Origin of the sequence: Klebsiella sp. C349492 (assembly GCF_042055345.1) — a bacterium.
GTDB lineage: Bacteria > Pseudomonadota > Gammaproteobacteria > Enterobacterales > Enterobacteriaceae > Klebsiella > Klebsiella scottii.
Genome location: NZ_JANQCE010000001.1, coordinates 858,779 through 875,558 on the forward strand (window position 1 = coordinate 858,779; position 16,780 = coordinate 875,558).

Consider the following 16,780-nt stretch of genomic DNA (forward strand, 5'->3'; position numbering starts at 1 on the left):
TTTTGCCTTATCACTTCCGGTTAGTCGTTAATTCATTTTTTGTTTTTGCGATATTCAGGAGTGAACATGCAGCGTCGAACACTATTAAAAGCTTTTGCACTCTCCGCCTCTGTCATCAGCATGGGCTACACGTTTCCGGCTTTCGCCGCCGACACCATTAAGGTCGGCATTATGCATTCGCTCTCCGGGACGATGGCCATTTCCGAAACGCCGCTAAAAGACGTCGCGCTGATGGCGATCGACGATATTAACGCCAAAGGCGGCGTGCTGGGCAAAAAGCTCGAACCGGTGGTGGTGGACCCGGCCTCGAACTGGCCGCTGTTTGCGGAAAAAGCCCGCCAGCTGCTGACTCAGGACAAGGTTGCGGCGGTCTTTGGCTGCTGGACCTCGGTGTCGCGTAAATCGGTTCTGCCGGTATTCGAAGAGCTCAACGGGCTGCTGTTCTACCCGGTACAGTACGAGGGCGAAGAGATGTCGCCGAACGTCTTCTATACCGGCGCGGCGCCAAACCAGCAGGCTATCCCGGCGGTGGAATACCTGTTAAGCGAGGACGGCGGCGGCGCGAAGCGTTTCTTCCTGCTCGGGACGGACTACGTCTATCCGCGCACCACCAACAAGATCCTGCGCGCCTTCCTGCACGCCAAAGGGATTCAGGATAAGGACATCGAAGAGGTCTACACCCCGTTCGGCTACAGCGATTACCAGACGATTGTCGCCAATATTAAGAAATTCTCGGCGGGCGGAAAAACCGCGGTGGTCTCAACCATCAACGGTGACTCCAACGTTCCGTTCTATAAGGAGCTGGCGAATCAGGGACTGAAGGCCACCGATGTCCCGGTCGTCGCGTTCTCGGTAGGGGAAGAGGAGCTGCGCGGCATCGATACCAAACCGCTGGTCGGCAACCTCGCGGCGTGGAACTACTTTGAGTCGGTCGATAACCCGACCAATAAGCAGTTTGTGGCCGACTACCGCGCCTATGCCAAGGCCCATAAGCTGCCGAACGCCGATACCGTCGTCACCAACGATCCGATGGAAGCCACCTGGGTCGGGCTGCATATGTGGGCTCAGGCGGTGACCAAGGCCGGCACGACCGATGTTGATAAGGTTCGCGCGGCGATGGCCGGGCAAACGTTTAAAGCGCCGTCCGGCTTTACCTTGACCATGGATGCTACCAACCATCATCTGCATAAGCCGGTGATGATCGGTGAAATCGAAGGCAACGGTCAGTTCAACGTCGTCTGGCAGACCGACGATGCGGTTCGCGCCCAGCCGTGGAGCCCGTGGATCGCCGGTAACGATAAGAAGCCCGATCATCCGGTAAAAACCGCCAGTAACTAAGCGTCACTCAGCGTCACCTTCCCGGGCTACGGCCCGGGCGGGTGGAACGTGCTTTAACGAGCGTACGGGCGACCCGGAACGCCACAAGGAGAGCAATCATGAACGCGCTGCGCATCATGGGTTACTACTTCGCGCTGCTGGTGATGATTTTGCCGTGGCGCACACAGGCGGCGGACGCGGATGATTTCGTGACGGCCAATCGCAGCCAGCAGGCGCGGTTGCTTGAGCAGTGGGCCGCGGCCCCGCAGGCCCAGCGTCTGCCGCTGCTGCGCGCATTAGCGGCGGAAACGCTGCAGGTTGACAACAGCGGCCACGCCTTCAGCAATCAGCAGGCGCTGGGCGCGGCGGCGGAACCTTCAGGCACCCCCAAACCGGTGCGGCTCACCAACCGCCTGCGCAACCTGGCCGCCGGCGCGCTGGCCACGCACCTGCTGGTGAGTGACAGTGTCACTGAAAGAGCGGCGGCGGTGAAGATCCTCCAGCGGGAAGCTACCCCCGAAATGAGCGGTCTGCTGCAGCAGCGGCTGGCGGCAGAAACGGATGACGGAATCAAAACGCAGCTGGAGATGGCGCTGGCTCGCCTTCAGCTGAGCAGCCCTGCCAGAGAGCTGCGGCTGGCGGCGGTTGAGCGGCTGGGCCACTCCTCCGACCCCGAAACGCAGGCGCTGCTGATGCCCTTTACCGATGCGCAGCATGAGCCTGATGCCGGCGTACGCAGCGCGGCGGCCGACAGCCTGAGCCAGATCAAACAGCGGCTGCTGCTCGGCGAAATCCTCGGCCAGGCCTTTATGGGGCTGTCGCTCGGTTCGGTGCTGCTGCTGGCGGCGCTGGGGCTGGCGATCACCTACGGGCTGCTGGGGGTCATCAATATGGCCCACGGCGAAATGTTGATGATAGGGGCCTACAGCTGCTGGCTGGTGCAGCAGGCTTTGTCCCAGTTCGCCCCGCAGTGGCTGGCGCTCTATCCGCTGATTGCGCTGCCGGTGGCCTTTCTGGTCACCGCCGGGATCGGCATGGCGCTGGAGCGTACCATTATTCGCCATCTCTACGGACGCCCGCTGGAAACGCTGCTGGCGACCTGGGGGATCAGCCTGATGCTCATCCAGCTGACGCGCATGCTGTTTGGCGCGCAAAACGTCGAGGTGGCGAACCCGGCGTGGCTATCCGGCGGCATGCAGGTACTGCCCAACCTGATCCTGCCGTGGAACCGGCTGGCGGTCCTCGGCTTTGTGATCCTCGTCCTGTTCTTTACCTGGCTGATCCTGAATAAAACCCGTCTGGGCATGAACGTGCGGGCGGTCACGCAGAATCGGGCAATGGCCGCCTGCTGCGGCGTGCCGACCGGCCGGGTCGATATGCTGGCGTTTGGCCTCGGCTCCGGGATCGCGGGCTTAGGCGGCGTCGCGCTGTCGCAGCTCGGCAACGTCGGGCCGGAGCTCGGTCAGGGCTACATCATCGACTCGTTTCTGGTGGTGGTGCTGGGCGGCGTCGGTCAGCTGGCGGGAAGCGTGGTGGCGGCGTTTGGCCTCGGGATCTTTAACAAAATCCTCGAGCCGCAGCTGGGCGCGGTGCTGGGCAAAATTCTGATCCTGGTGCTGATTATTTTGTTTATCCAGAAACGCCCGCAGGGGCTGTTCGCGTTAAAAGGCAGGGTGATTGACTGATGAGCCAACCGATGACCTTACGACTTGCGCGCAAAGCGCCCCGGCCTCTGCAGTGGCTTGGGCTGCTGGTGCTAATCGCGCTGCTGAGCATGCCGTTTCTGGCGCTGCTGCCTCAGTCACACCCGCTGGCGGTGCCTACGTGGCTGCTGACCCTGACCGGTAAGATCCTCTGCTACGCCGTCGTCGCGGTGGCCTTGGATCTGGTGTGGGGCTATGCCGGCATGCTGTCACTGGGCCACGGCATCTTCTTTGCGCTGGGCGGCTATGCGATGGGCATGTATCTGATGCGCCAGGCGGCCGGCGACGGTCTGCCGGCGTTTATGTCATTCCTGTCGTGGACCGAGCTGCCGTGGTTCTGGTGGGGAACCCAGCACTTTGCCTGGGCGATGCTGCTGGTGGTGCTGGTTCCCGGGCTGCTGGCGCTGGTTTTCGGCTGGTTTGCCTTTCGCTCCAAAATCAAAGGGGTCTACTTTTCGATAATGACCCAGGCGCTGACCTACGCCGGAATGCTGCTCTTTTTCCGCAACGAGACCGGCTTCGGCGGCAACAACGGTTTTACCGGTTTCACCACGCTGCTCGGCTTTTCCGTCACCGCGACCGGCACCCGTGCGGCGCTGTTTATGGCGACGGTACTGCTGCTGCTGTTAACGCTGTGGATAGGCTTTCGCCTCGCCACCAGCAAGTTCGGCCGCATTCTGACCGCGGTGCGCGACGCCGAAAACCGGCTGATGTTCTGCGGCTACGACCCGCGCGGCTTTAAGCTGCTGGTGTGGACGCTTTCCGCCGTGCTGTGCGGGCTGGCGGGGGCGCTGTACGTCCCGCAGGTGGGGATTATTAACCCTGGCGAAATGTCGCCGACCAACTCGATTGAGGCCGCTATCTGGGTGGCGCTCGGCGGCCGCGGAACCTTAGTCGGCCCGGTGCTGGGCGCGGGGCTGGTCAACGGCGCGAAAAGCTACTTCACGATGGCGATCCCGGAGTACTGGCAGCTGTTTCTTGGACTGATTTTTATCATCGTCACCCTCTTTTTACCGCGTGGGGTGATTGGCCTGCTGCGTAAAGGAGATCGCTGATGCAACCGGATGAAGGCCTGTTTACCCGCCAGCAGCCGACGGATCGTTTTCGTGAGCAAACCGATCCGGTGCTACAGCTGGAAAAGATTAACGTCAATTTTGACGGCTTCCAGGCGCTGACCGACCTCTCGCTGCAGATTGGCGTTGGCGAACTGCGCTGTATTATCGGGCCCAACGGCGCCGGGAAAACCACCCTGATGGACGTGATTACCGGCAAAACCCGGCCGCAGAGCGGCAGGGCGCTGTACGATCAGTCCATCGACCTGATGTCCCTTGACCCGATCGCCATTGCCCGTCAGGGGATTGGGCGCAAGTTTCAAAAGCCGACGGTCTTTGAAGCGCTGACGGTGGCTGAAAATCTTGAGCTGGCGCTGAAAAGCGATAAATCGGTCTGGGCCAGCCTGCGCGCGCGGCTGAGCGGGGAGCAGGAGGATCGCATCAGCGAGACCCTGCGCCTGCTGCGTCTGGACGCCGAACGCGGCCGGCAGGCGGGGCTGCTGTCGCATGGACAGAAGCAGTTCCTTGAGATCGGCATGCTGCTGGTGCAGGAGCCGCATCTGCTGCTGCTGGATGAGCCCGCCGCTGGTATGACCGACGCCGAAACCGAATACACCGCCGAGCTGTTCCGCACCCTCGCCGGGGAGCATTCGCTGATGGTGGTCGAGCATGATATGGGATTTGTTGAAACGATTGCCGACCGGGTGACCGTTTTGCATCAGGGACAGGTGCTGGCTGAAGGCTCGCTGCGCGAGGTGCAGGCCAACGAACAGGTGATTGAAGTTTATCTTGGACGCTAAGGAGCGCCGATGCTGCAGGTTAACCAGTTACATCAATACTATGGCGGCAGCCATATTCTGCGCGGCGTTGATTTTGCTGCCCGACCGGGGGAGATTACCTGCCTGCTGGGGCGCAACGGCGTAGGTAAAACCACGCTGCTGAAGTGCCTGATGGGGCTGGTCCCGGCGCGCAGCGGCGAAGTGATATGGCAGGATAAGACCATCACGGCGCGCAAACCCCATCAGCGCGTACAGGCGGGGATCGCCTATGTCCCGCAGGGGCGGGAGATTTTTCCGCGCCTCACCGTTGAAGAGAACCTGCTGATGGGCCTTTCGCGCTTTGCCGCCCGCGACGCCCGGCAGGTTCCGGAGGAGATCTATCAGCTGTTTCCGGTGTTAAAAACGATGAAGCAGCGGCGCGGGGGCGATCTCTCCGGCGGTCAGCAGCAGCAGCTGGCGATTGGTCGGGCGCTTGCCAGCCGGCCGCAGCTGCTGATCCTCGACGAGCCGACGGAAGGTATTCAGCCCTCGGTGATTAAGGAAATCGGCGAAGTCATCCGCCAGCTGGCGAACCGTGGCGATATGGCGATCCTGCTGGTCGAGCAGTTCTATGATTTTGCCGCAGCTCTTGCCGACCACTACCTGGTGATGTCGCGAGGAGTGATTATTCAGCAAGGAAAGGGCGCGGATATGGAAGCCGAGGGCGTGCGCGGAATGGTGGCTATCTAAGCCGCAATAGCCGTTAAGCGCGGCGCCGGGCGTCGCGCTTAACGGAGTCTACTTACGCAACAATCGCTGCAGCCGCGCCTGGCGCCAGCTGCGGGTCAATCCGCCGAAGACAAACAGCCGTGCCGCTCTCACCAGCAGCAGCGCGCCCCAGATAGCGGCTACCCATGCGGACCAGTAGTTTTCGGGGCTGGTGACCCGGTTTAGCACCGCCAGCAGAACGCAAACCACCACCGCTACCGACAGAGAGCGGAAGAAGCGGCTCTCCTGATGGACCCGCTCTTTGGCTTCCTCAATACGTAAATCAAGGGATTCTTCGTGCCCGACGGGGGCGTCGCCGCTCAGTTCGGCTACGTTAACCTCAAACACGGCGGCGAGGGCGCTGAGCGTTTCCAGGCCCGGCCGATCGCCGTTTTCGATGCGCTGAATGGTGCGCACGCTGACGCCGGCCAGTTCGGCCAGCTGCTCCTGAGACCATGCGCGCTGCAGACGTAACTGTTTAACCTGATTAATGCTGTTCATCATATCTATCTCCGGGTGAAACCTGAGATGCAGCGTGATGCTTTCCGCCGTCGGCCGCCACGATCTCCTGCCGACAGTAACCCGACACCGACCCGACAGCCGCATGACGGCAGGCTTCAGGCGCTGGCGACCGGATAACCTTTTTGCCGGGGAGGATTGTTCATGCCGCGGAAAATCATCAGCCATGCGGCGATAATCGCCACCATCAGCACCACAAACAGCGACCAGTGCGGCATGTGGGTCAGGATCGCCCCGGTGATCATCGGGTTAAACGCGGCGCCAAGCCAGCCTAACGACTGGGCGGAAAAATAGCTGGCCTTCATGCCCGCCGGCGCAATGTTGTCGATCAGCATATATTCCCCGGGAGCATAAATAATTTCCCCCAGGGTAAAGACCGCCGCCGACACGCCCCACAGCAGCAGGCTGCTGCCGGAAAGAATAAACCCGCCCAGCCCGATGACAAAGCATAGCGTGCCAAAGGTCATCAGCGGGCGGATATTGCGCGCGTTCAGCCTGCGCCCGACGGCGTACTGCAGCGCCACCACCACGGCGGCGTTAACCGGTAAAACCACCGCCACCACTTTTTCAGCAAAGTCGCTATCGGCGACCACCAGTACATACTGGGAAATACAGGAGGCGAAAGAGCCGCCGACAAACGACGCCAGCAGCCCGGAGAGCGTAAACCACATTAGTGCCCGGTCGCGCAGCAGAACCGAGGGCGACCACTGGCTGCCAGTATCCGCAGCGATAGCCGCCGATGTCCGCTGGACGAAGAGCTGGATAAACACCAGCGGAAACGCAGCGCAGGCCGCGGCCAGCCAGAACGGCAGGTTAATGCTGTGCATCACCAGCAGGGTGCCAAGCGGGGGGCCAACGGTCCAGCCGATATTCAGGAAGGTATAGTTGAGCGAGAAGATCCGCGCTTTTTTTTCCGGCGACAGAACGTCGGCAAACCACGCCTTTAGCACGGTGGAGAAGACGGAATAGGCGCAGTTGATCAGGGCGAAGAAAAAGACCACCAGAGAGACGCTGTTCACCAGCGGGATCGCTACAAAGCCGCAGATAAAGGCCGTCACGGCAATCAGCATATAGCGCTTTTTATCGAACTTATCGGCCAGAATGCCGAACCCCATGCTGAACACCACGCCGACCGTCAGGGCGATAGACATGGCATAGCCGATTTTATCTACCTCCAGCTGATACTGGCGGGTAAGAAAGATGGTCATAAAAGGAAGCGTCGCGCCGCGGCCGATGGTGAGCAGCAGCGATGAGGCCAGCAGCGCTATCGTTGAGCGCCTGAGGGTCGGTATCATTTTTTCCTTGCCTGATAAATGTTATTTTTTGTGGTGCTATTCACAAATAACATGGTCTTTCAGGCTTGTATAGCATTCCCCTATGTCGGAAGGGGCATTACGACCCTGCTAAAAATAATGATCTATCCGGATGACGATTTTTTCGTTACTTTGATTTCATTGATAAAAATTAGCGTAGTAACCGAGGCGGGGTATGACACGTAAAGACGGGCTGCTGGCACTGCTGGTGGTGGTCGTTTGGGGGCTTAATTTTGTGGTTATTAAGCTCGGGCTTCACAATATGCCGCCGCTGATGCTGGCGGGGCTGCGTTTTTTACTGGTCGCCTTCCCGGCGCTGCTGTTTGTGGCGCGGCCAAAAATTCCCCTGCGCCTGCTGCTGGGCTACGGCCTGACGATCAGCTTTGGGCAGTTCGCCTTTCTGTTCTGCGCCATCGGCCTCGGCATGCCCGCCGGGCTGGCTTCGCTGGTGCTGCAGGCGCAGGCGTTCTTCACCATCATCCTCGGGGTGTTTACCTTTGGCGAACGTCTGCAGGGCAAGCAGCTGGCCGGCATCGCGCTGGCGATTTTCGGCGTGCTGGTGCTGATAGAGGCGAGCCTCGGCCCGCAGCATGTGCCGGTGGTTGGGTTTATGCTGACCCTCGCGGCGGCGCTGAGCTGGGCCTGCGGGAATATCTTCAATAAAAAAATCATGTCCCGGCAGGAGAAGCCGCAGATCATGTCGCTGGTGGTGTGGAGCGCGCTGATCCCGGTGCTGCCGTTTATGCTGGCCTCATACCTGCTCGATGGCCCGCAAAAAATGGTCGCCAGCCTGCTGCAGATCGATCTGCTGACCGTGCTTTCGCTGCTCTATCTGGCGTTTATCGCCACGATTGTCGGCTACGGGATTTGGGGTTCGCTGCTCGGGCGCTATGAGACCTGGCGGGTGGCGCCGCTCTCGCTGCTGGTGCCGGTGGTCGGGATGGCCAGCGCCGCGCTGCTGCTTGGCGAAACCTTGAGCGGACTGCAGCTCGTCGGGGCGGTGCTGATTATGGCCGGGCTGTATATTAACGTGTTTGGCCTGCGGCGCATTCGCGTCGGCGCGGCGCGGGGATAAAAAAAAGCCCCGAATATCGGGGCTAAAAAACCGGAGTCGTGCGGTTAGTTGTAGTAGGGCACGCCTAGCTCATCTGACTTGTCGCTACCGGCAGCCATATGATTGAAATCAAACGGCGAATCGTTATGTTCGGAAGGCATTATCATCGCATCGCGGTGGTTATGACGAACCGGAGTAGTGGTTTGCTCCGCATAGCTCTGACCAGAGGTCAGCGCTACCAGCACAAGGGCGGCGGAAGCCAATAGTTTCATGATTTCCTCAATACGTCTTTTTGCAGGCGATTAACAACAGTTGTTCAGTGGCATCAGATAGCGGGATTCACCCGGCATATTTGTCATGCGATATTTATGCGGCGGAACGTCGAAATAGTTTTTAAAGGTTCGGGTCAGCGTTTGCTGTGATTCAAAACCGTAGCGCTCCGCCAGATAGAGGATCGGCTCGTTGCTCTGCTTGAGCTTCTGCGCGATCTCGGTCAGCTTGCGGCTGCGGATGTACTGGCCTAGGGAGTGACCGGTCTCTTTCTTGAACATTCTTTGCAGGTGCCATTTAGAGTAACCTGAGCGCTCAGACACTTTTTCCAGCGACAGCGGCGATTCCAGGTTATCTTCAATCCACGACAAAATACTATGGATAGTGATGGCGTCGTTATTGCGTCTGGACATCATCTTACCTCTTCTTATTACGGCAGGACTTTCTTGAGTAAATACTCAAGGGTGACCACTTCATCCGCCGACAGATTTTTTGTTAACTCCTGGTGCAATTTCTGACCCACAACCTGATGACATTGCTCACATAGCGCCGCGCCGTCTGACGTTAGCTGCACCAGCACGCCGCGTTTGTCAGTGGGGTTGGGTAACCGTTCAATCCAGCCTTTACAGACCAGGCGATCGAGCATGCGCGTCATTGCGCCTGGGTCGACCGAGAGCACGGTTTTCAGCTCAACGGGGGTAATGCATACTTCGCAACGAATGGAACAGAGCACCCGGAACTGGGTGGAAGTGATATCCATCGGTGAGAGGTACTCGTTGAGCAGGCGATCTTTTTTCTGGTTAACCATCTGGATCAAGCGACCGAGGGGGATCATTTCGTTAAACAGGTCACTTGTGCTTTTCACAATGGTTGCCCAGGCAATTATTTAATTGCTGTGGATATTATTGCCCAGGCAACAATAAGTCAACCTGATGGATTCGGCGATGACACGATTTGCTAAAGCACGCCCGCGCAGGGGCTGCGAGGAAAATATCAGCGCTGGTATGATACCGACGACCAACGTTATACTCAGAGAGTAAAATTTTTAATTGTTTAATATTAACAGGGGCTTAATTAATCATGATGGAACTTTTTAAAGCGATAAGTCTGGGGCTGGTGGTGATTTTGCCGCTGGCAAACCCGCTCACGACCGTCGCATTGTTCCTCGGGCTGGCGGGCAACATGAACAACGCCGAGCGTAACCGACAATCGCTGATGGCCTCGGTATATGTCTTTATCATTCTGGCGGTGGCGTGGTATGCCGGCCAGGTGGTGATGAATACCTTCGGTATCTCAATCCCCGGTCTGCGTATCGCCGGCGGGCTGATCGTGGCCTTTATTGGTTTCCGGATGCTGTTTCCGCAGCAGAAGGCGCATGACTCCGTGGAAGCCAAAATGAAATCGGAAGAGCTGCAGGACGAACCGACGGCCAATATCGCCTTTGTCCCGCTGGCTATGCCGAGTACCGCCGGGCCGGGTACCATCGCGATGATCATCAGTACGGCGTCGACGGTGAAACACGGCGTTGAGTTTCCGGAATGGGTGATGCTGGCGGCGCCGCCGATCACCTTTGCGCTGGTGGCGCTGATTCTGTGGGTCAGCCTGCGCAGCTCCGGGGCGATTATGCGCATGGTCGGGAAGGGCGGCATCGAGGCGATCTCCCGCCTGATGGGCTTCCTGCTGGTGTGCATGGGCGTGCAGTTTATTATTAACGGGGTGCTGGAGATCATTACCACCTATCATGTCTGACGGGTGAATGGATAAAAAAAGCCGGGCAGCGTCGCGCTGCCCGGCTTTTTTATGGTGGCTATCAGGAGTGGTGAGGCCGCTCTTCCAGCGACACCGGCCAGCGGCGGAAGATCATCACCGACCAGACCAGCGCCACCAGCGCCGGAATGGCTCCGACGTAGCCGATGGAGGCCATTGACATATGGGTGCTCACCTGGCTGCCGACCAGCGCGCCGGCGCCGATGCCAATATTAAAGATCCCCGAAAACAGCGACATGGCCACGTCGGTAGCATCCGGCGCCAGCGCCAGTACCTTAACCTGCATTCCCAGGCCGATTATCATAATCGCCACGCCCCAGAAGATGCTCAGCAGCATCAGGTGGTTGGCATTTTGCGATGCCGGCAGCAGCAGCAGCAGACAGGCCAGCAGCAGGCCAATCGCGACATTAATCAGGCCCGAAGCGTGCTGATTGCCCAGTTTACCGAACAGCACGCTGCCGATAATCCCCGCGCCGCCGAGCACCAGCAGCAGCACGGTGGCGAAATTGCCGCTCAGACCGGCCACCGTCTGCACAAACGGTTCGATGTAGCTATAGGCGGTGTAGTGCGCCGTCACCACGATAGCGGTCAGCAGATAGATGCTGAGCAGCGCCGGGCGGCGAAACAGCAGCGGCAGGCTTTTCAGCGAACCGGAGTGCTCGCTGGGCAGCTTCGGCAGCAGCTTGTAGAGACACACCAGCGTCACCAGCGCGCCGAGGCCGATGACCAGGAAGGTCGTGCGCCAGCCGAAATACTGGCCAACGATGCGGCCGATTGGAATACCGAAGACCATAGCCAGCGCGGTGCCGGTAGCAATCAGGCTCAGCGCCTGGGCGCGTTTTCCCGCTGGCGCCATGCGGATCGCCAGCGCCGAGGTAATGGACCAGAACACCGCGTGCGCAAAGGCGATACCGATACGGCTGATCACCAGCACGTTAAAGCTCCACGCAAAAAACGACAGCACGTGGCTGGCGATAAACAGAATAAACAGGCCAATCAGCAGGCGGCGGCGCTCCATCTGGCTGGTGAGCAGCATAAACGGTAGCGACATCAGGGCCACGACCCACGCGTAAATAGTCAGCATTATGCCGACCTGCGCGGTTTCCATGCCGAAGCTGTCGGCAATATCTGACAGCAGGCCGACCGGCGCGAATTCAGTGGTATTAAAGATAAAAGCGGCGATCGCCAGCGTGACTACCCGAAGCCACGCGACCTTGCGTGAAACCGTGTTTGTAATCATAGGTTCTGAACTGAGTGCTTAGAAGAAGAATAGAAGGCGATCTTAAAACGATTGCTGCTGAAAATACAATCATTTTGTGATCTGCGTCTCATTATGCCGTCGCGGAAATAAAATGGCTAACAGATTAATTTTTATATAGATCGTGTGCATATCCCGCTTTTATGTCATGTTGAGGATAAGTAAAAAAAAAGGACTACGACAATGCAAAAAATTGATTTTTATCTGGTGGATGCTTTCAGCGATCGTAACTTTGGCGGCAACGCCGCGGCGGTATGCCCGTTAACCGAGTGGCTGCCGGACGAGACGCTGCTGAAAATGGCCCAGCAGCACAATCAGTCGGAGACCGCCTTCTTCGTGCGCACCGATGAAGGCTATGAGCTGCGCTGGTTCACGACGCAGTATGAGATAAACCTCTGCGGCCACGCCACCCTGGCGGCCTCGCACGTTATTTTTGAATATCTTGACTATCCCTCTACCACCATCGTTTTCAGCACCCGTTTTGTCGGCGAGCTGCGGGTTACGCGCAACGGCGACTGGCTGACCCTGGACTTTCCGGCGTGGTCAGCGGAGGAAGTCGCCGCGCCGCCCGCCGAGCTGTTTGCCGGGCTGGGAATCAGCCACGCGGTGGACGTGCGGGTTGGGCGCGACTACCTGGTGGTGCTGGCCGATCGCCAGCAGGTCGAAGCCGTCCGTCCGGATATGCACCAGCTCCAGCGGCTTGGCAAAATGGTCTGTATCAGCGCGGCGGATGAGGAATATGACTTTGTCAGCCGTTTCTTCTGTCCTGGCGAAGGGGTTGCCGAAGATCCGGTCACCGGCTCTGCTCACAGCATGCTGATCCCTTACTGGGGCGAAAGGCTTGGCAAAACGCAGATGCAGGCGCGTCAGGTATCGGCTCGCGGTGGCGATCTGCGCTGCCAGTGGCAGGGGGAGCGGGTGCTGATCGGCGGTCAGGCGATAATCTATCTGACTGGCACCATCACCCTACGCTAAGGAAAATCGTGAAAGAGGCTGCAATGTCTCCTGGCGGCAGACTCTTTCTGCGCTGAGTGGCGTCGCGGGGGCCGCTCGCGACGCCTGTGGCGCCAGGCCATATCTTATTCGAGGCGGGCGATATTGGCTTTTATCACCGCCACTGAATGACGGAACTTCTCACTTTCCTCCGGCGCTAGCTGCAATTCTATAATCTGCTGCACGCCGTTTTGCGCCAGCACGGCCGGTACGCCGACTGCTGCGCCGCGAATACCGTACTCGCCATCGAGAATGCAGGAGATGGCCAGCGCGCGGTGGCTACCGGTAAAGATATTGCGGCAAATCTCGGCGATGGTTCCGGCGACGCCATATTCGGTGCAGCCTTTACCGGCATAGATCTCAAACCCGAGTTTGCGAACCCGGTCGGCGATTTGCTGACGGTCCAACGCCTTACCGGTATGTTTTTGGTAAACCTCGGCAATCGGCGAGCCGTACACCGACGAGTGGGACCACACCGGAAACTGGGTATCGCCATGTTCGCCGAGAATAAAAGCATCGATACTCTGGGCGCCAATATCCAGCGCCTGCGCCAGCAGGCGGCGCAGGCGGGTGGTATCCAGCCAGACGCCGGTACCAATCACCTGGCCGCGCGGCAAGCCGGAAAGCTGCCACACCTGCCAGGTAATAATATCGCAGGGGTTGGTGGCAATCAGGAAGATACCGTTGAAACCGTTGTCCATCATCCGCGGGACAATGCCGCGGACGATTTTCGCCGTACGGGCCAGCTCGTCCAGGCGACTTTCGCCCTCTTTCAGCGCGCCACCGGAGACGGTGATCACCGCGATATCCACATCGGCGCAGTCGCTGGCATCGCGTACTGAAATGGCCATCATTCCCGGCATATAGGCGGCGGCGTCGCTAAGGTCCTGAGCGTGCGCCTGGGCCCGCGTTTTATCGAGATCGACGAGGATCAGCTCTTCGCAGATATTCTGGTTTAATAATGCATAGGCCGCCGAGGTGCCGACATTGCCTGCACCGATGATCATCACCTTGCGCGCTTTGCTATTCATGGTCCGCTCCTGATATCAACCGTCATGGCATAAAATTACTGCGGCTCAATTGGTTAGCGCAAGAGGATGCCGGAGGTATAAGTTAATGCTATGAGAAACAGCTGTACGCGTTGCGCTACAGTGGCTCAAAAAAAGGAGCTCGCCTATGTACACCATCGCCCCGACCTCGTTGTCCCATCCCGATCTCACCGCCCTTATTGCCCAACTGGACGCTTTCCAGGAGTCGCTCTATCCGGCGGAGAGTAACCACCTCGTTGACCTGAGCCAGCTAAAGGCGGAGTCGGTTATCGTGCTGCTTATCCGGGATGAAAACCAGCAGGCGGTGGGCTGCGGAGCTATCGTCCTCGGCGACGATGGCTTTGGCGAAATGAAGCGGGTGTTTATCGACCCCAGCCATCGCGGACAGATGCTGGGTGAAAAGCTGCTGCAGGCGCTGGAAGAAGAGGCCCGCCGGCGCGATTGCCACACCGTGCGTCTTGAGACCGGCATCTATCAGCAGGCCGCCGTCAGGCTCTATACCCGCAGCGGCTATCAAACGCGCAGCGCTTTTGCTCCCTATCAGCCCGATCCGCTGAGCCTGTTTATGGAGAAACTGCTCGTTGCCGATCTTCGTTCAGCAGCGCTATAAACGCCTCCAGCTGGCGGGTTTTCGCCCCGCGCCGCCACACCAGCCAGGTGGTTAGCCAGCGCCACTCTTCGGCAAGCGGCCACGCGGAAACCTGCTGATGGCCGGGCATACTCTCCAGCATGCTGCGCGGGATCAGCGCCAGCCCGGCCCCGGCAATCACGCACGCCAGCATGCCATGATAGGACTCCATCTCATGGATCCGCCCGGGCGTGGCGCGATCGGCGTGAAACCAGCTTTCAAAATGCCGTCGGTAGGAGCAGTTGGCGCGAAACGCGTAGACGTTGACGCCGTTCACCTCGCTGGCGCGGGTAATGGGGGCATGACCCACGGGCGCGACGATCATCATCTCCTCCGGAAATACCGGCAGGCCTTCAAGGCCGGGGTGCACCAGCGGGCCGTCGATAAATGCCGCGCTCAGGGTGCCTTCGAGCACGCCGTCAATCATATTGCCGGATGGGCCGGTCGAGAGCGCCAGATGGATTTTCGGATAGCGCTGGTTATAGAGCGCCAGCGCCGAGGGGATCCTTACCGCGGCGGTGCTCTCCAGCGACCCTAGCGAAAACAGCCCCTGCGGCTCATCGCCGGCAACCACCATTCTCGCCTCGTCGACCAGCGCCAGGATCTGCTGGCTGTAGCGCAGAAAGCTATGGCCGGCAGGAGAAAGGCGCAGGCGCTGGTTCTCGCGGATAAACAGCTCAACGCCGAGGTCGGCCTCCAGCTGGCGAATGCGGGTGGTGAGGTTAGAAGGGACGCGATGCACCTTCTGAGCCGCCTGGGTAATGCTGCCCGTCGCGGCGACGGCGTTAAACATCTCAAGCTGGGTCAGGTCCATAGTCTTCTTCTTTTGTGAACAGGTTGCTTAATATTATTCATTTTCAATGAATGGAAGCGTAAGCCAGAATGAGGTCAGTTCGCAATCAACATTCGCCATCAACACAGAGAGAATAACGATGAATTTATCTGCAACTCATGCGGTTTCCCTGAACCCGACCACCGGTGAAATTGTGTCGTCTCTGCCCTGGGCTACTGAACAGGAGGTCGATGCGGCTATTGCTCTCGCGGAGCTGGGCTATCGCCAGTGGCGCGCGACAGGCGTAGACCAGCGCGCCGCTGCGCTGCGTCAGGTCGGCAGCGTCCTGCGTAGCCGGGCGGAAGAGATGGCGCAGATGATAAGCCTGGAGATGGGTAAGCCGATTGCCCAGGCCCGCGGCGAAGTGACCAAATCGGCCAATCTCTGCGACTGGTATGCCGAGCACGGTCCGGCAATGCTGAAAACCGAAGCCACCCAGGTCGAAGATAATAAAGCCGTTATCGAATACCGCCCGCTGGGCGCCATTCTGGCGATTATGCCGTGGAACTTTCCCCTGTGGCAGGTACTGCGCGGCGCGGTACCGATCCTGCTGGCAGGCAACAGCTATCTGCTCAAGCATGCGCCGAACGTCATGGGCAGCGCGGCGCTGATCGGCGACATCTTCACGCAGGCGGGGCTGCCAGCCGGCGTATTCGGCTGGGTCAACGCCACCAATGAAGGCGTATCGCAGACCATTAACGATCCGCGCATAGCCGCCGTGACGGTGACCGGTAGCGTTCGCGCCGGGAAGGCGATTGGCGCCCAGGCCGGAGCCGCGCTGAAGAAGTGCGTCCTCGAACTGGGGGGATCGGACCCGTTTATCGTGCTGAACGATGCCAGCCTGGACGAGGCGGTGAAAGCGGCGGTGATCGGACGCTACCAGAACACCGGACAGGTGTGTGCGGCAGCGAAGCGCTTTATTGTCGAAGCCGGGATTGCCGATGCGTTCAGCAAAAAATTCGTTGCCGCCGTTGAGGCGTTGAAAATGGGCGACCCGCGCGATGAGGCCAACTATCTGGGGCCAATGGCGCGTTTCGACCTCCGTGACGAGCTCCATCAGCAGGTGGCGGCGACGCTGGCGGAAGGGGCGACCCTGCTGCTCGGCGGCGAAAAGGTTGCCGGCGCCGGTAACTACTATGCCCCGACGGTGCTGGGTAACGTGACCGCTGAAATGACCGGCTTCCGCCAGGAGCTGTTTGGTCCGGTCGCCACGATAACCGTGGCTCGCGACGCCGCGCATGCCCTGGAGCTGGCTAATGACAGCGAATTTGGCCTGTCGGCCACCGTCTTTACCGCCAGCGTCGAAGAGGCCGACCGCTTCTCCCGTCAGCTGGAGTGCGGCGGGGTCTTTATCAATGGCTACAGCGCCAGCGACGCGCGGGTGGCCTTTGGCGGCGTGAAAAAAAGCGGTTTCGGCCGCGAGCTCTCGCACTTTGGGCTGCATGAGTTCTGTAACGTGCAGACCGTATGGAAAGACCGTCGCTAATCGACGTTAGCGC

General features: G+C 59.3%; 18 protein-coding genes. 10 read left to right on the plus strand and 8 right to left on the minus strand.

What is annotated here, in order from left to right; genetic code table 11:
* The first annotated feature begins 66 nt into the window (after window positions 1-66).
* The 5 genes from urtA to urtE all read left to right on the plus strand — a co-directional run bounded on the left by urtA (window position 67) and on the right by urtE (window position 5,580).
* The gene (urtA, locus tag NWP14_RS04145; RefSeq protein ID WP_095103371.1) at window positions 67-1,338 is read left to right on the plus strand and encodes an urea ABC transporter substrate-binding protein; all 1,272 of its coding nucleotides are present in this window, start codon (window positions 67-69) and stop codon (window positions 1,336-1,338) included.
* Window positions 1,339-1,436: 98 nt separating this feature from the next.
* Window positions 1,437-3,002 carry an urea ABC transporter permease subunit UrtB gene (gene urtB, locus NWP14_RS04150; RefSeq protein ID WP_375214819.1) on the plus strand — a complete coding sequence of 522 codons (1,566 nt, stop codon included), beginning with the start codon at window positions 1,437-1,439 and terminating at the stop codon, window positions 3,000-3,002.
* Entirely contained in the window at window positions 3,002-4,075 is a 1,074-nt protein-coding gene (gene urtC, locus NWP14_RS04155; protein ID WP_095103375.1) for an urea ABC transporter permease subunit UrtC, read from the plus strand. Before urtB ends, urtC begins: the two co-directional genes overlap by 1 nt.
* The gene (gene urtD, locus NWP14_RS04160) at window positions 4,075-4,872 is read left to right on the plus strand and encodes an urea ABC transporter ATP-binding protein UrtD (RefSeq protein ID WP_346431454.1); all 798 of its coding nucleotides are present in this window, start codon (window positions 4,075-4,077) and stop codon (window positions 4,870-4,872) included. Before urtC ends, urtD begins: the two co-directional genes overlap by 1 nt.
* 9 nt (window positions 4,873-4,881) lie before the next feature.
* A complete protein-coding gene (gene urtE, locus NWP14_RS04165; RefSeq protein WP_346431455.1) occupies window positions 4,882-5,580 on the plus strand; it encodes an urea ABC transporter ATP-binding subunit UrtE in 699 nt (232 codons plus the stop codon).
* A 48-nt stretch (window positions 5,581-5,628) separates the two neighbouring features.
* On the opposite strand, the gene NWP14_RS04170 is transcribed toward urtE, so the two are convergent.
* A complete protein-coding gene (locus tag NWP14_RS04170) occupies window positions 5,629-6,099 on the minus strand; it encodes a helix-turn-helix domain-containing protein (protein ID WP_346432090.1) in 471 nt (156 codons plus the stop codon).
* A 116-nt stretch (window positions 6,100-6,215) separates the two neighbouring features.
* On the minus strand, window positions 6,216-7,412 hold the full coding sequence (gene ydeE / locus NWP14_RS04175) for an efflux MFS transporter YdeE (protein ID WP_095103383.1): 1,197 nt from the start codon (window positions 7,410-7,412) through the stop codon (window positions 6,216-6,218).
* A gap of 193 nt (window positions 7,413-7,605) precedes the next feature.
* Between ydeE and eamA the strand changes: the two genes are divergently transcribed.
* Window positions 7,606-8,505, plus strand: a complete 900-nt coding sequence (gene eamA / locus NWP14_RS04180) for an O-acetylserine/cysteine exporter (RefSeq protein WP_095103386.1) — start codon at window positions 7,606-7,608, stop codon at window positions 8,503-8,505.
* A gap of 44 nt (window positions 8,506-8,549) precedes the next feature.
* Here eamA and marB read toward each other — a convergent pair whose 3' ends face one another.
* The 3 genes from marB to marR are packed head-to-tail and all read right to left on the minus strand — an operon-like array spanning window position 8,550 to window position 9,619.
* Window positions 8,550-8,756 (minus strand): multiple antibiotic resistance protein MarB, encoded by a 207-nt coding sequence (marB, locus tag NWP14_RS04185; protein WP_375214820.1) that lies wholly within the window; start codon window positions 8,754-8,756, stop codon window positions 8,550-8,552.
* Between the two features lie 30 nt (window positions 8,757-8,786).
* Window positions 8,787-9,167: an MDR efflux pump AcrAB transcriptional activator MarA gene (gene marA, locus NWP14_RS04190; RefSeq protein WP_004862191.1), complete on the minus strand. Its 381-nt coding sequence runs from the start codon at window positions 9,165-9,167 to the stop codon at window positions 8,787-8,789.
* A gap of 17 nt (window positions 9,168-9,184) precedes the next feature.
* The gene (marR, locus tag NWP14_RS04195; RefSeq protein ID WP_375214821.1) at window positions 9,185-9,619 is read right to left on the minus strand and encodes a multiple antibiotic resistance transcriptional regulator MarR; all 435 of its coding nucleotides are present in this window, start codon (window positions 9,617-9,619) and stop codon (window positions 9,185-9,187) included.
* A 215-nt stretch (window positions 9,620-9,834) separates the two neighbouring features.
* On the opposite strand from marR, the gene NWP14_RS04200 reads away from it, so the two are divergent.
* The gene (locus NWP14_RS04200; RefSeq protein WP_331834244.1) at window positions 9,835-10,503 is read left to right on the plus strand and encodes a MarC family NAAT transporter; all 669 of its coding nucleotides are present in this window, start codon (window positions 9,835-9,837) and stop codon (window positions 10,501-10,503) included.
* Window positions 10,504-10,564: 61 nt separating this feature from the next.
* On the opposite strand, the gene NWP14_RS04205 is transcribed toward NWP14_RS04200, so the two are convergent.
* A complete protein-coding gene (locus tag NWP14_RS04205) occupies window positions 10,565-11,761 on the minus strand; it encodes a sugar transporter (RefSeq protein WP_095103394.1) in 1,197 nt (398 codons plus the stop codon).
* A gap of 201 nt (window positions 11,762-11,962) precedes the next feature.
* On the opposite strand from NWP14_RS04205, the gene NWP14_RS04210 reads away from it, so the two are divergent.
* Complete coding sequence (locus tag NWP14_RS04210; RefSeq protein WP_095103401.1) at window positions 11,963-12,754, plus strand: PhzF family phenazine biosynthesis protein; 792 nt, start codon at window positions 11,963-11,965, stop codon at window positions 12,752-12,754.
* A gap of 104 nt (window positions 12,755-12,858) precedes the next feature.
* Here NWP14_RS04210 and NWP14_RS04215 read toward each other — a convergent pair whose 3' ends face one another.
* Window positions 12,859-13,803, minus strand: coding sequence for an L-lactate dehydrogenase (locus NWP14_RS04215; protein WP_095103404.1), 945 nt, complete (start codon window positions 13,801-13,803; stop codon window positions 12,859-12,861).
* 145 nt (window positions 13,804-13,948) lie between these two features.
* Here NWP14_RS04215 and NWP14_RS04220 point away from each other — a divergent pair, with 145 nt between their 5' ends.
* Window positions 13,949-14,431, plus strand: a complete 483-nt coding sequence (locus NWP14_RS04220) for a GNAT family N-acetyltransferase (RefSeq protein WP_095103405.1) — start codon at window positions 13,949-13,951, stop codon at window positions 14,429-14,431.
* Here the strand turns inward: NWP14_RS04220 and NWP14_RS04225 are convergent.
* Window positions 14,385-15,263 carry a LysR family transcriptional regulator gene (locus tag NWP14_RS04225; protein WP_095103407.1) on the minus strand — a complete coding sequence of 293 codons (879 nt, stop codon included), beginning with the start codon at window positions 15,261-15,263 and terminating at the stop codon, window positions 14,385-14,387. The genes NWP14_RS04220 and NWP14_RS04225 overlap by 47 nt on opposite strands.
* A 118-nt stretch (window positions 15,264-15,381) precedes the next feature.
* On the opposite strand from NWP14_RS04225, the gene sad reads away from it, so the two are divergent.
* Window positions 15,382-16,767 carry a succinate-semialdehyde dehydrogenase gene (gene sad / locus NWP14_RS04230; RefSeq protein WP_375214822.1) on the plus strand — a complete coding sequence of 462 codons (1,386 nt, stop codon included), beginning with the start codon at window positions 15,382-15,384 and terminating at the stop codon, window positions 16,765-16,767.
* Window positions 16,768-16,780: the final 13 nt, after the last annotated feature.

What these genes read in the sequence shown, in the direction of transcription:
- urtA (WP_095103371.1), top strand. Translation starts at nt 67, where the DNA reads ATGCAGCGTCGAACACTATTAAAAGCTTTTGCACTCTCCGCCTCTGTC.
- urtB (WP_375214819.1), top strand. Translation starts at nt 1,437, where the DNA reads ATGAACGCGCTGCGCATCATGGGTTACTACTTCGCGCTGCTGGTGATG.
- urtC (WP_095103375.1), top strand. Translation starts at nt 3,002, where the DNA reads ATGAGCCAACCGATGACCTTACGACTTGCGCGCAAAGCGCCCCGGCCT.
- urtD (WP_346431454.1), top strand. Translation starts at nt 4,075, where the DNA reads ATGCAACCGGATGAAGGCCTGTTTACCCGCCAGCAGCCGACGGATCGT.
- urtE (WP_346431455.1), top strand. Translation starts at nt 4,882, where the DNA reads ATGCTGCAGGTTAACCAGTTACATCAATACTATGGCGGCAGCCATATT.
- NWP14_RS04170 (WP_346432090.1), bottom strand. Translation starts at nt 6,099, where the DNA reads ATGAACAGCATTAATCAGGTTAAACAGTTACGTCTGCAGCGCGCATGG.
- ydeE (WP_095103383.1), bottom strand. Translation starts at nt 7,412, where the DNA reads ATGATACCGACCCTCAGGCGCTCAACGATAGCGCTGCTGGCCTCATCG.
- eamA (WP_095103386.1), top strand. Translation starts at nt 7,606, where the DNA reads ATGACACGTAAAGACGGGCTGCTGGCACTGCTGGTGGTGGTCGTTTGG.
- marB (WP_375214820.1), bottom strand. Translation starts at nt 8,756, where the DNA reads ATGAAACTATTGGCTTCCGCCGCCCTTGTGCTGGTAGCGCTGACCTCT.
- marA (WP_004862191.1), bottom strand. Translation starts at nt 9,167, where the DNA reads ATGTCCAGACGCAATAACGACGCCATCACTATCCATAGTATTTTGTCG.
- NWP14_RS04200 (WP_331834244.1), top strand. Translation starts at nt 9,835, where the DNA reads ATGATGGAACTTTTTAAAGCGATAAGTCTGGGGCTGGTGGTGATTTTG.
- NWP14_RS04205 (WP_095103394.1), bottom strand. Translation starts at nt 11,761, where the DNA reads ATGATTACAAACACGGTTTCACGCAAGGTCGCGTGGCTTCGGGTAGTC.
- NWP14_RS04210 (WP_095103401.1), top strand. Translation starts at nt 11,963, where the DNA reads ATGCAAAAAATTGATTTTTATCTGGTGGATGCTTTCAGCGATCGTAAC.
- NWP14_RS04215 (WP_095103404.1), bottom strand. Translation starts at nt 13,803, where the DNA reads ATGAATAGCAAAGCGCGCAAGGTGATGATCATCGGTGCAGGCAATGTC.
- NWP14_RS04220 (WP_095103405.1), top strand. Translation starts at nt 13,949, where the DNA reads ATGTACACCATCGCCCCGACCTCGTTGTCCCATCCCGATCTCACCGCC.
- NWP14_RS04225 (WP_095103407.1), bottom strand. Translation starts at nt 15,263, where the DNA reads ATGGACCTGACCCAGCTTGAGATGTTTAACGCCGTCGCCGCGACGGGC.
- sad (WP_375214822.1), top strand. Translation starts at nt 15,382, where the DNA reads ATGAATTTATCTGCAACTCATGCGGTTTCCCTGAACCCGACCACCGGT.